8 protein-coding genes and 1 pseudogene are annotated in these 12,539 nt (G+C 71.0%); 8 read left to right on the top strand and 1 reads right to left on the bottom strand.

The features are described from left to right. Positions 1-45: 45 nt before the first annotated feature. Genes ACFXHB_RS17925 through ACFXHB_RS17935 form a run of 3 tightly spaced genes read left to right on the top strand, consistent with a single transcriptional unit; the run spans position 46 to position 5,431 of the window. Complete coding sequence (locus ACFXHB_RS17925; protein ID WP_380575279.1) at positions 46-1,497, top strand: lysine N(6)-hydroxylase/L-ornithine N(5)-oxygenase family protein; 1,452 nt, start codon at positions 46-48, stop codon at positions 1,495-1,497. Further along, the gene (locus tag ACFXHB_RS17930) at positions 1,475-3,298 is read left to right on the top strand and encodes an IucA/IucC family protein (RefSeq protein ID WP_380575280.1); all 1,824 of its coding nucleotides are present in this window, start codon (positions 1,475-1,477) and stop codon (positions 3,296-3,298) included. The genes ACFXHB_RS17925 and ACFXHB_RS17930 overlap by 23 nt, the downstream gene beginning before the upstream one ends. A 12-nt stretch (positions 3,299-3,310) precedes the next feature. Then, positions 3,311-5,431 (top strand): ATP-dependent DNA helicase, encoded by a 2,121-nt coding sequence (locus ACFXHB_RS17935; protein ID WP_380575281.1) that lies wholly within the window; start codon positions 3,311-3,313, stop codon positions 5,429-5,431. 169 nt (positions 5,432-5,600) lie between these two features. Here ACFXHB_RS17935 and lexA read toward each other — a convergent pair whose 3' ends face one another. Continuing rightward, positions 5,601-6,263: a transcriptional repressor LexA gene (gene lexA / locus ACFXHB_RS17940; RefSeq protein WP_224281048.1), complete on the bottom strand. Its 663-nt coding sequence runs from the start codon at positions 6,261-6,263 to the stop codon at positions 5,601-5,603. A 560-nt stretch (positions 6,264-6,823) separates the two neighbouring features. On the opposite strand from lexA, the gene nrdR reads away from it, so the two are divergent. From nrdR to ACFXHB_RS17965, 5 genes and pseudogenes are all read left to right on the top strand, one after another. Further along, entirely contained in the window at positions 6,824-7,321 is a 498-nt protein-coding gene (nrdR, locus tag ACFXHB_RS17945) for a transcriptional regulator NrdR (RefSeq protein WP_380575283.1), read from the top strand. A 233-nt stretch (positions 7,322-7,554) separates the two neighbouring features. Then, positions 7,555-10,446, top strand: a complete 2,892-nt coding sequence (locus tag ACFXHB_RS17950; protein WP_380575284.1) for a vitamin B12-dependent ribonucleotide reductase — start codon at positions 7,555-7,557, stop codon at positions 10,444-10,446. A 277-nt stretch (positions 10,447-10,723) separates the two neighbouring features. After that, positions 10,724-10,990 carry a hypothetical protein gene (locus ACFXHB_RS17955; protein WP_380575285.1) on the top strand — a complete coding sequence of 89 codons (267 nt, stop codon included), beginning with the start codon at positions 10,724-10,726 and terminating at the stop codon, positions 10,988-10,990. 433 nt (positions 10,991-11,423) lie between these two features. Continuing rightward, on the top strand, positions 11,424-12,269 hold the full coding sequence (locus ACFXHB_RS17960) for a tyrosine-type recombinase/integrase (protein WP_380575287.1): 846 nt from the start codon (positions 11,424-11,426) through the stop codon (positions 12,267-12,269). Further along, a pseudogene (locus ACFXHB_RS17965) lies at positions 12,266-12,536 on the top strand (helix-turn-helix domain-containing protein). The gene ACFXHB_RS17960 and the pseudogene ACFXHB_RS17965 overlap by 4 nt, the downstream one beginning before the upstream one ends. The last annotated feature ends 3 nt before the right edge of the window (positions 12,537-12,539 follow it).

Consider the following 12,539-nt stretch of genomic DNA (forward strand, 5'->3'; position numbering starts at 1 on the left):
CCCCGCCCGCCCGCGACCGACCCCGCCGAGGACACCTCCGACCCCATGGACACCCCAGCAGCCCGACCCGCGCCGTACGACCTGCTCGGCGTCGGCATCGGCCCGTTCAACCTCTCGCTCGCCGCACTGGCCGAGCCCGTCCCGGGCCTGCGCACGCTCTTCTGCGACCAGCGCCCGGAGTTCCGCTGGCACCCCGGGATACTGGTCGACGGGGCCCGGATGCAGGTCCCCTTCCTCGCCGACCTGGTCTCCCTGGTCGACCCGACCAACCGCTGGTCCTTCCTCAACTACCTGCGCGAGCAGGACCGGCTCTTCCCGTTCTACTTCGCCGAGCGCTTCCAGCTGGCCCGCCGCGAGTACGACCACTACTGCCGCTGGGCCGCCGAGCGGCTCGCCAACTGCCGCTTCGGCACCGAGGTCACCGCCCTGCACCGGGACGGCACGCTCTACCGGGCCGAGCTCCGCGACACCGCCACCGGCCGGCGCACCGAGGTGTACGCCCGCAACCTCGCGCTCGGCGTCGGCACCCGGCCGGTCCTGCCCGAGGCCTTCAGCGCCCTCGACGCGCACCCCCGGGCCTTCCACTCCGCCGACTACCTGGAGCGCCGGGGCGCCCTGGCCGGCGCCCGCGACATCACCGTGGTCGGCAGCGGGCAGTCCGGCGCCGAGGTCTTCCTCGACCTGCTGCGCAGCGCGGGGGAGGGCGTCCGGCTGCGCTGGCTCACCCGGACCCGTGCGCTGGCGCCGATGGAGTACTCCAAGCTCGGGCTGGAGCACTTCACGCCCGACTACACCCGCTACTTCCACGCCCTGCCCGGGGCCGTCCGGCAGACCCTGGTCGACGCCCAGTGGCAGTTGCACAAGGCGGCCAGCGCCGAGACGCTGGCCGCCATCCACGACCACCTGTACGAGCGGACCATCGGCCGGCCGATGGACGACACCCCGGTCGAGATCACCCCCGGAACCGCCGTCACCGACGCCCGGCCCGGCCCGTGCGGCGGTCTCGAACTCCGCTGCCGGCACACCGACTCCGGCGCCGAGCACGTGCTGCGCACCGATGCCGTGGTGCTCGCCACCGGGTACCGGGCGGCCCGCCCGGCCGCACTGGAGCCGCTCGCCCACCTGATCGACTGGGACGAGGCCGGGCGCTACCGGGTCGACCTCGACCACCGGGTCGCGACGCTCCCCGACCTCGTCGGCGGGCTGTACGTACAGAACGCCGAGTTGCACACTCATGGCGTCGGCACTCCCGATCTGGGCCTCGGTGCCCACCGGGCCGCCGTGATCCTCAACGCCGTCGCCGGCCGGACCGTCCACCGGCTGCCCGAACGCACCGCGTGGACCGGCTTCGCGCCTCCCACCGGCGCCGTCCCCGCTACCCCCGCCGTCCCCGCTACCCCCGCTCTCCCCGCCACGGGCGACGTCCCCGCCACCACGGACGCCCCCGCCGTTCCGCGACCCCAGGAGTGGACCCGTGCCGCAACCGCCGGCCGCTGAACCCCCGCTGTACCTGCCCCCGCAGCTCACCGCCGGGAACTGGCAGCGGGCCGGCCGCGCGCTGCTGGCCAAGATGCTCGGCGAGTTCGCCTACGAGGAGCTGATCACCCCCGTCCCCGACGGGCCCGGCAGTTACCTGCTCCGCCTCCCCGAGGCCGAGTACCGCTTCACGGCGGGCCGCGGCGCGTACGGCGGCTGGCAGGTCGTCCCGGACTCGGTGCGCTGCTCCCGGGCGGACGGCCTCGACCCGCTGCGCTTCCTCCCGTACGCCCGGCACACGCTGGGCCTGCGCGGCGACACCACCGGCCACCTGATCCGCGAGCTCACCGCCACCCTGATCGCCGACGCCCACCAGCTCGCCACCGCGCTCACCGCCGCCGAACTCGCCGACCTCGGCCACCCCGAGCTGGAGGGCCGGCAGAGCGGGCACCCCTGGATCGTCCCCAACAAGGGCCGGGTCGGGTTCTCCGCCACCGACGCCGCCCGCTGGGCCCCGGAGGCGCGCACCCCGCGGCCGCTGCCCTGGATCGCCGTCCACCGCCGGCTGGCGCGGTACCGCGGCGTCCCCGCGGTCGCCGAGCCCGAGCAGCTGTACGCCCGGGAACTCGACGACCCGGGCGCCCTGCGCGCCGTGCTCGGCCCGGACGCCGACGACTACCTGCTGCTCCCGGTGCACCCCTGGCAGTGGGACGAGACCGTCGTCCCGCTGTTCGCCCCCTGGATCGCGAGCGGCGAGATCGTGCCGCTGCCCACGGACGGTGACCTGCGGCTGCCCCAGCAGTCCATCCGCTCCTTCTTCAACCGGAGCCGGCCCGACCGCTGCACCGTCAAGCTGCCGCTGGCCATCCTCAACACCCTGGTCTGGCGCGGTCTGCCCACCGAGCGCACGCTGGCCGCGCCGGCCGTCACCGCCTGGATCCACGGGATCCGGCAGGCGGACCCCTTCCTGCGGGACGAGTGCCGGGTCGTGCTGCTCGGCGAGATCGCCTCGGTCACCGTCGACCACCCGCTCTACCGCGAGCTGCCGGAGGCGCCGTACCAGTACAAGGAGTTGCTGGGCGCGATCTGGCGCGAGCCGCTCGGCCCCTGCCTGGACGACGGCGAGCGCGCCCGCACCCTGGCGGCGCTGCTGCAGACCGGCTCCGACGGGCGGGCGCTGGCCGCCGAGCTGATCGCCCGCTCCGGTCTCACCCCCGCCGCGTGGACCGCCCGGCTGTTCGCCGCGATGCTGCCGCCGCTGCTGCACTTCCTCTACCGGTACGGCCTGGTCTTCTCCCCGCACGGCGAGAACGCCATCGTGGTCTTCGACGAACGGGAGGTCCCGGTCCGGCTCGCGGTCAAGGACTTCGTCGACGACGTCAACCTCAGCGACCAGGACCTGCCGGAACTGCGCGAGCTGCCCGCGGAGGTGGCCGAGGTGCTGCTGCGCGAGGATCCGCAGGGCCTCTGCCAGTTCCTGCACTCCGGTCTGTTCATCGGCGTCTACCGCTACCTCGCTCCGTTGCTGGAGGCGCAGACCGGGCTGCCCGAGGCCGAGTTCTGGGCCCTGCTGCGGGCCGAGATCCTCCGCCACCAGGAGCGTTTCCCCGAGCTGCGCGAGCGGTTCGAGCTGTTCGACCTGTTCCGGCCGCGGATCGACCGGCTCTGCCTCAACCGGAACCGGCTGCTGCTCGACGGCTACGGCGACCGTCCGCACCGCCCGCACGCGGCGCGGCACGGCACCGTCGCCAACGCGCTGGCCGTCGCGGGGGCCGTGGTGCCGCACGGCCGTCGGGACCGGATTGTCACCCCTGCCCCGTAGGCTGGGTGGGTCATGACGAACGACTCCGAATCCCAGCTCCCCGCCGACGACGAAGCCGACGAGTCGGCCGCCGACGGTGCGGTCGAGGCCGTCCCGCGGGCCCAGCTCCCCGAGCTGCTGCACGCCGCCGTGGCCGCCGTCGGCGGCGTCGAGCGCCCCGGCCAGGTCCGGATGGCCGAGGCCGTCGCCGACGCCGTCGACCACGGCGAGCACCTGCTGGTGCAGGCCGGCACCGGCACCGGCAAGTCCCTCGCCTACCTGGTGCCGGCCCTCGCCCACGGGGACCGCGTGGTGGTGGCCACGGCCACGCTGGCGCTCCAGCGCCAGCTGGTCGAGCGGGACTTGCCGCGGACGGTGGACGCGCTGCACCCGGTGCTGCGCCGCCGCCCGCTGTTCGCGATGCTCAAGGGCCGCTCCAACTACCTCTGCCTGCACCGGGCCAACGAGGGCACCCCGAGCGAGGAGGGCGAGGGCCTGTTCGACCCGGTGGACGCCCTCGGCGGCCCCACCGGCAAGCTCGGCCAGGACGTCCTGCGGCTGCGCGACTGGGCGGACGAGACGGAGACCGGCGACCGGGACGACCTCAGCCCCGGCGTTTCCGACAAGGCCTGGGCCCAGCTCGCGGTCACCTCCAAGGAGTGCCTGGGCGCCACCCGCTGCGCGTACGGGCAGGAGTGCTTCGCCGAGAAGGCCCGCGAACGGGCCAAGCTGGCGGACGTGGTCGTGACCAACCACGCGATGCTGGCGATCGACGCCATCGAGGGCGCCCCGGTGCTGCCCGAGCACGGGCTGCTGATCGTGGACGAGGCGCACGAGCTGGTCAACCGGGTCACCGGCGCGGCCACCGCGGAGCTGACCGTCGGCGCGGTGAACCGGGCGGTGAAGCGCGCGGCCAGGCTGGCCAACGAGAAGGCGGTGGACGCCCTCCAGGGGGCCGCGGAGAACTTCCACGGCCTGATGGAGACCGCCCAGCCCGGCCGGGTGGAGGAGCTGCCCGAGTACCTGGCGTACGCGGTCACGGCGATCCGGGACGCCAGCCGGCAGGTGATCACCTCGCTCGGCGAGACGCGGGACAAGGCGCTCACCGACGAGGACGCCGTGCGCAAGCAGGCGATGGCCTCCGCCGAGGCGCTCCACGAGACGGCCGAGCGGCTGCTGGCGGACTCCGAGTACGACGTGGTCTGGATCGAGCGCAGTGACCGGTACGGCCTGGGCACCGCCTCGCTGCGGGTCGCCCCGCTGAGCGTCTCCGGGCTGCTCCGGGAGGGCCTCTACAAGGAGCGTTCGGTGGTGCTCACCTCGGCCACGTTGAAGCTCGGCGGGGACTTCACCGGCGTCGCCGCCTCGGTGGGCCTGCCCTCCGAGGCCCGGCTGCCGGACGAGCGTGCCGCGGGCGACACCCCCGAGGCCGGCTTCGGGGAGGACCCGGTGCCGCACTGGCGCGGTATCGACGTCGGCTCGCCGTTCAAGTACCCCAAGCAGGGCATCCTCTACGTCGCACGGCACCTGGCAGAGCCGGGGCGGGACCCGGAGCGTCCCGACATGCTGGCCGAGCTGGCCGAGCTGATCGGCGCGGCCGGCGGGCGGACGCTCGGCCTGTTCTCCTCGATGCGCGGCGCGCAGGCCGCCGCCGAGGCGATGCGCGAGCGGCTGGACAACCGGATCCTGCTCCAGGGGGAGGACACCCTGGGCGAGTTGATCCGCGAGTTCGCCACGGACGCGACCACCTGTCTGTTCGGCACGCTCTCGCTCTGGCAGGGCGTGGACGTGCCCGGCTCGGCCTGTCAGCTGGTGGTGATGGACCGGGTCCCGTTCCCGCGCCCCGACGACCCGTTGATGAGCGCCCGGCAGCGGGACGTCGAGCAGCGCGGCGGGAACGGCTTCATGGCCGTCGCGGCCACCCATGCGGCGCTGCTGATGGCGCAGGGCGCGGGCCGGCTGGTGCGTGCGGCGGACGACCGCGGGGTGGTGGCGGTGCTGGACCCGCGGGTGGAGACGAAGCGGTACGGGAGCTTCTTCCGCTCCTCGATGCCGGAGTTCTGGTACACCACCGACCGCAACCAGGTGCGGCGCTCGCTGGCGGCGATCGACGCCTCGGCGGAGCCGGTCCGGCCGGTGGCCAAGCGGGGCTGAGCCGGTCACCCGGTCGCCGGCCGCCGGGTCGTGGCCGGTTCGCCGCCGGTCACCCGGTCGCGGCCGGTCCGGTCCGCGGCTCTTGGCGACGGGCACCGGCCCGGACACGCCGGAGGGGCTCCCCGCACCGTGCGGTGGAGCCCCTTCCCGGTGTGCGCCTACCGGGCGCTCAGAGGCGGCGCAGGACCGCGACGACCTTGCCCAGGATGGTCGCGTTGTCGCCGTTGATCGGCTCGTACGCCGGGTTGTGCGGCATCAGCCAGATCCGGCCGTCCTCGCGCTTGAGGCGCTTCACGGTGGCCTCGCCGTCGATCATCGCGGCCACGATGTCGCCGTTCTCGGCGACCGGCTGCCGGCGGACGGTCACCCAGTCGCCGTCGCAGATGGCGGCCTCGATCATCGAGTCGCCGCGCACGGTGAGCGCGAACAGCTCGCCCTCGCCGACCAGCTGGCGCGGCAGCGGGAAGACGTCCTCGACCGTCTGCTCGGCCAGGATCGGCCCGCCGGCCGCGATCCGCCCGACCAGCGGCACGTACGAGGTGGACGGGCGCCCGGCCGTCTCGGCGGTGTTGGGGCGGGCCACCTCGACGCCGCGGACCTCGTAGGCGCGCGGGCGGTGCGGATCCCGGCGGAGGAAGCCCTTGCGCTCCAGCGCCATCAGCTGGTGCGCGACCGAGGAGGTGCTGGACAGGCCGACGGCCTGGCCGATCTCCCGCATGGACGGCGGGTAGCCCCGGCGCTGGACCGAATCCCGGATGACCTCGATCACCCGCCGCTGGCGCTCGGTCAGCCCGGCCTCGTCGGTCCGGATGCCGGGCGGGCGGCCGGGCATCGAGCGGGTGGGGACCGGGTGGCTGTCGTCCAGCACGGGGGCGTGCTCGATCGCTTGGTCGGGCACGCGGCCCGGGTGGGAAACGGCCTGGCCGGAGAGGCGGTGTTCTTCGCTACGGTCCATGCTGTCCACACTCTGCTGATTCGTGGTGCGCTGCCCCACCTTGAGCTGGGAGTGTTCCTGCACCGGGATGGTGTTGCTTTCGATCGTGTTCACGGCTGCCCCTCTCGACGGCTGTCCTCTCCCCTTTTCCAGCCCAACGGCACCTCCTATCGAAAGGTTGCGCCAAACACACGTTCGAGTGAATTATTCGGGAGTTGGCTGACTCGATCAAGGCTTTGTTGTACATCGATTAAATGTTCGACCGTAAGTCGGCTCCGGCAGTCTAATCGGCGCCGACACGCCAGGGGTGTCGCTTCCCCCGAAGACCTACATGTAGTGGCTACAGTCCTCTCCGTGCCCAGTACTAGTGGTCACGTCGGATGATCGGCTTGGCGGTCCCGGGTCCTCATCGCATAGACTCGACTCGTCCGCACGTCCTGCCCGGGAGGGATCTTCAGGTGCACTGCCCCTTCTGCCGGCACTCCGACAGCCGCGTCGTCGACAGCCGGACCACCGAAGACGGCAGCTCGATCCGCCGTCGTCGGCAGTGCCCGGACTGCGGTCGCCGCTTCACCACGGTGGAGACGGCCGCGCTGATGGTCATCAAGCGAAGCGGTGTCACCGAGCCGTTCTCCCGGGAGAAGGTCATCTCCGGAGTCCGCAAGGCCTGTCAGGGCCGCCCGGTCACCGAGGACGCCCTCGCCCAGCTCGGCCAGAAGGTCGAGGAGTGCGTGCGGGCCACCGGCAAGTCCGAGCTCACCGCCCACGACGTGGGTCTGGCCATACTCGGACCGCTCAAGCAGCTCGACGTCGTCGCCTTCCTGCGCTTCGCCAGCGTCTACCAGGCGTACGACGGACTGGAGGACTTCGAGGCCGCCATCGCGGAGCTCCGCGCCGAGCGGCCCGCCCCCGAGGCGGACGGCACCTGTGTGCCCGTCCCCGCCGCCGCGCCCTAGGAGGCCCGGCTCAGCACCACCGGTCCCCCGGGGCCGACCGCACCACCGGCCCTTCGGGGCCGACGGCCGCAGTGACCCTTCGGGGCCGACGTGTGCCCGGAAACGGCGCACAGAACACCAAAAACCGTGCGGGAACAGGCATCTCGTCGCCTGTCCGCACCACGGAAGACGAACCAGCGGTGCCCGGACTTTTCGGGGCACTTTGGGCGTTCGCCCAGGAGGAGGAGCGAGAAGTGACAGACACCACGAGCGGTTCCGCACGCGGGTCGAAGTCCGACAAGACCGCGACCAAGGGTGCCGGCAAGGCCCCCAAGGGCGGTCTGCGGATCGAGCGCATCCACACCACCCCTGGCGTCCACCCCTACGACGAGGTCCGCTGGGAGCGGCGCGACGTCGTCATGACCAACTGGCGCGACGGCTCGATCAACTTCGAGCAGCACGGCGTGGAGTTCCCCGACTTCTGGTCGGTCAACGCCGTCAACATCGTCACGTCCAAGTACTTCCGCGGCGCCGTCGGTACCCCGCAGCGCGAGTGGAGTCTCAAGCAGATCATCGACCGCGTGGTGCTCACCTACCGCGCCGCCGGCGAGAAGAACGGTTACTTCACCACCCCCGGTGACGCCGAGGTCTTCGAGCACGAGCTGACCTACGCCCTCCTCCACCAGGTGTTCAGCTTCAACTCGCCGGTCTGGTTCAACGTCGGCACCAAGCAGCCCCAGCAGGTCAGCGCCTGCTTCATCCTGGCCGTCGACGACTCCATGGAGTCGATCCTCGACTGGTACAAGGAGGAGGGCATGATCTTCAAGGGCGGTTCGGGTGCCGGCCTCAACCTCTCCCGGATCCGTTCCTCCAAGGAACTGCTCTCCTCCGGCGGCAACGCCTCCGGCCCGGTCTCCTTCATGCGCGGCGCCGACGCCTCCGCCGGCACCATCAAGTCCGGCGGCGCCACCCGCCGGGCGGCCAAGATGGTCGTGCTGGACGTCGACCACCCCGACGTCGAGGCCTTCATCGAGACCAAGGTGAAGGAGGAGGAGAAGATCCGCGCCCTGCGCGACGCGGGTTTCGACATGGACCTCGGCGGCGACGACATCGCCTCCGTCCAGTACCAGAACGCCAACAACTCGGTCCGGGTCAACGACGAGTTCATGACCGCCGTCGAGAACGGCACCGAGTTCGGCCTGCGGGCCCGGATGACCGGCGAGATCATCGAGACCGTCGACGCGAAGAAGCTCTTCCGCAAGATGGCCGAGGCCGCCTGGGCCTGCGCCGACCCGGGCATCCAGTACGACAGCACCATCAACCGCTGGCACACCTGCCCGGAGTCCGGCCGCATCAACGCGTCCAACCCCTGCTCCGAGTACATGCACCTGGACAACTCCAGCTGCAACCTCGCCTCGCTCAACCTGATGAAGTTCCTGCGCGACGACGACTCGTTCGACGCCGAGCGCTTCGCCAAGGTCGTCGAGCTGGTCATCACCGCGATGGACATCTCCATCTGCTTCGCCGACTTCCCCACCGAGAAGATCGGCGAGACCACCCGCGCGTACCGCCAGCTCGGCATCGGCTACGCCAACCTCGGCGCCCTGCTGATGGCCACCGGCCACGCGTACGACAGCGTGGGCGGCCGCGCCCTGGCCGGCGCCATCACCTCGCTGATGACCGGTACCGCCTACCGCCGCGGCGCCGAACTCGCCGGTGTCGTCGGCCCGTACGACGGCTACGCCCGCAACGCCGCCCCGCACCGGCAGGTCATGAAGCAGCACGCGGACGCCTCGGTCGCCGCCGTCGCGGTCGACGAGCTGGACGCCCCGGTCTGGGCCGCCGCCACCGAGACCTGGCAGGACGTCCTGCGCCTCGGCGAGCAGAACGGCTTCCGCAACGCCCAGGCGTCGGTGCTCGCGCCGACCGGCACCATCGGTCTGATGATGGACTGCGACACCACCGGTGTGGAGCCCGACCTGGCGCTGGTCAAGTTCAAGAAGCTCGTCGGCGGCGGCTCCATGCAGATCGTCAACGGCACCGTGCCGCGCGCCCTGAAGCGGCTCGGCTACCAGGACGAGCAGATCGAGGCGATCGTCGCCCACATCGCCGAGCACGGCAACGTGGTGGACGCGCCCGGCCTGAAGGCCGAGCACTACGAGGTCTTCGACTGCGCGATGGGCGAGCGCGTCATCTCGGCCATGGGTCACGTGCGGATGATGGCGGCGATCCAGCCCTGGATCTCCGGTGCCATCTCCAAGACGGTCAACATGCCGGAGAGCGCGACGGTCGAGGAGATCGAGGAGATCTACTTCGAGGCCTGGAAGATGGGGGTCAAGGCGCTCGCCATCTACCGCGACAACTGCAAGGTCGGTCAGCCGCTGTCGGCCAAGAAGAAGTCCGGCGACGAGGTCAGGGCCGAGCGGCAGGCCCCGGCCGCCGCGGTCGAGAAGGTCGTCGAGTACCGCCCGGTCCGCAAGCGCCTGCCGAAGGGCCGCCCGGGCATCACCACCTCCTTCACGGTCGGTGGCGCCGAGGGTTACATGACGGCCAACTCCTACCCGGACGACGGCCTCGGCGAGGTCTTCCTGAAGATGTCCAAGCAGGGCTCGACCCTCGCGGGCATGATGGACGCCTTCTCCATCGCCGTCTCGGTCGGCCTGCAGTACGGCGTTCCGCTGGAGACCTACGTCTCGAAGTTCACCAACATGCGCTTCGAGCCGGCCGGTCTGACCGACGACCCGGACGTGCGGATGGCGCAGTCGATCGTCGACTACATCTTCCGTCGCCTGGCGCTGGACTTCCTGCCGTTCGAGACCCGCTCCGCGCTCGGCATCCACTCGGTCGAGGAGCGTCAGCGTCACCTGGAGACCGGCTCCTACGAGCCGCTGGAGGCCGAGGAGCTGGACACCGAGGCCCTGGCGCAGTCCGCGCCGGTCGCTCCGGCGGCCCCGGTCGTTCCGGTCGCCAAGCCCGCACCCGCCGTCGAGGCGCCGCGGAAGGCCCACAACTCGACGGAGCTGCTGGAGATCCAGCTCGGCCTCAACGCCGACGCGCCGCTCTGCTTCTCCTGCGGCACCAAGATGCGCCGCGCCGGCAGCTGCTACCTCTGCGAGGGCTGCGGTTCCACCAGCGGCTGCAGCTGATTTTGGGCCAAGTTGCATCGGATGCTATGGGCTAATAGTCCGTCGTAGGGGGCAGGTCGGCTCGGTTGGACGTGGCGTCCCCTGACTTCTTAGCCGGAGTCAGGGGTCCACCCAAGTTCGTCTCAGCCGCTGTGCGTTGGTGGCTGAAACGGCGAACGCCCAGCCTTGTAGGGGCCAGGCGTTCGTTGCGGCACCGAACTGATGTCAATGCGCTGGGTGAGATCACGCATGAGATCAGCTTCCGGGTCGCGATGCAACTTTGACCCGGAGGGGGGTGTTGATCATTTCAAAGAATCCTCGTCAGACTGGCGCGAAGGCCGCTTCGGCCGCTGCCAAGACTCTGACCAGCAAGAACGCGACCAAGGCGGAGAAGTCCGCTGCGGCGAGCGCACTGTCGCAGGCGCCCAAGAGCACCGGCCAGACCGGTGCGAAGGCTGCCTCGGCAGCCGGCAAGACGTTGGCCAGCAAGGGGGCGACCAAGGCGGAGAAGTCCGCTGCAGCCAGTGCGCTGGCGCAGACGCCGCCTCGCCCCAAGAAGAAGTGATGCGCGGATGCCCGGGGCCTACACCCGGGCATCCGCCCCGCCTACTGCTGTGCTCGGTGGCTGCCCTGCAGGGGCCGAAGCTTGCTAGGCCGTTGCCCTCCAACCGCATCAGCCTCAACAATATTGCAGTGAATGCAACGGGGGCTCGTGGGGGCCAAGACGGTAGCTTGGCTGGCTCTGCACGCCTGGAGATGGTCGACGGAGTCGTTCATCTCGACCCCGAGGGGGCGATGTTGGAGGCCGTGCTTCGGGGCTGGGCCCGGCAGCAACGCACCCGGTTCCTGAACGAGGCCGGGACGATCAAGCCGCGCCTGGCGATGGTCCGGCGACTGGTCGACTTCACCAACCTGATACCCCTGGCAGTGGCAACCCGCCGACGCCGAGGCGTTCATCTCCCATCTGCGGTCGCCCAAATCGCAGCCGGCCGATCGTCATGTCGACCGGCCGCGGCTACGAGACCACGCTCGCCCTGTTTATGAGCTTCGTCACCGACCGCCGATACGGCTGGTCGGCCGAGTGCCTGGAGCGGTTCGGGCAGGCACCGCAGCAGATCTTCCATGAGGACAATCGCGTCGCCCACGTCGCCGAGTACGGGGGCCAGCCCGACCGGCGGCCGCTGACCTACGACGAGATCCAGGCCCTGTTCGATGCCGCCGACGGCCGGGTCGAAGAGGCCCAGGGCCGAGGCCGCAAGGGCGCGTTGACTGCCATGCGGGACTCGGCCCTGCTCAAGACGGTCTACGCCTATGGGCTGCGGCGCAACGAGTCCCAGATGCTCGACCTCCCCGATCTGCGGCGGGCCCCGAAGCGACCGCAGTACGGCAGGTATGGCGGCCTCTACGTTCGCTACGGAAAGGCATCCAAGGGCAGCCCGCCCAAGCGCCGCACCGTGCTGACGGTCAAGGAGTTCGACTGGATCACCGACGTGCTGGATCACTGGGTCACCAAGGTCCGGCCCGCCTTCTCGCCCGGCAAACTTGCCGCCCTCTTCGTCACCGAACGCTCCGGCCGGATGTCCCTGCGAGGCGTCAACAAGGCGTTCACCACGGCCAGAGACGCCGCTGGCCTGCCGCCCGAACTCGACCTGCACTGCCTCCGGCATTCGAACATCACGCACCTCGTGGAGTGCGACTATCCCGAGAAGTTCGTGTCCATGCAGGCCGGCCACAACTACGCCAGCACGACCGCGATATACACCGGCGTGTCCGACGAGTACCGCAACTGTGTCGTCCAGCGCGCGCTGAAAGGCCGCCACCCCGACCTCTGGGAGACCGAATGATCAAGAAGATGGGGACCACCTGGAACCTGCGCAAGCTCATGGCCAGCCACGACATGTTCCAGACCACCGACCTGGTCCCCCTGCTCGCCGAACGCGGAGTCCACCTCTCCCGCGAACAGGTCTTCCGGCTGGTCACCCAGCCCCCGCAGCGGCTGTCGATGGACACCCTTGCCGCGCTCTGCGACATCCTGCAGTGCACCCGTCGGCGACACCGTCCGACCCCTGCCTCAGGTCCGGCGGACCACCATCCGGCGCCCCGGCCAGTGAGCC

Origin of the sequence: Kitasatospora sp. NPDC059327, assembly GCF_042752535.1 — a bacterium.
Lineage (GTDB): Bacteria > Actinomycetota > Actinomycetes > Streptomycetales > Streptomycetaceae > Kitasatospora.

Bases quoted from the DNA above. Each gene is read 5' to 3' on its own strand.
- lexA (WP_224281048.1), bottom strand. From the start codon at position 6,263: ATGCCCGGCCGCCCGCCCGGCATCCGGACCGACGAGGCCGGGCTGACC.
- ACFXHB_RS17960 (WP_380575287.1), top strand. From the start codon at position 11,424: ATGTCGACCGGCCGCGGCTACGAGACCACGCTCGCCCTGTTTATGAGC.
- ACFXHB_RS17925 (WP_380575279.1), top strand. From the start codon at position 46: ATGGACACCCCAGCAGCCCGACCCGCGCCGTACGACCTGCTCGGCGTC.
- ACFXHB_RS17935 (WP_380575281.1), top strand. From the start codon at position 3,311: ATGACGAACGACTCCGAATCCCAGCTCCCCGCCGACGACGAAGCCGAC.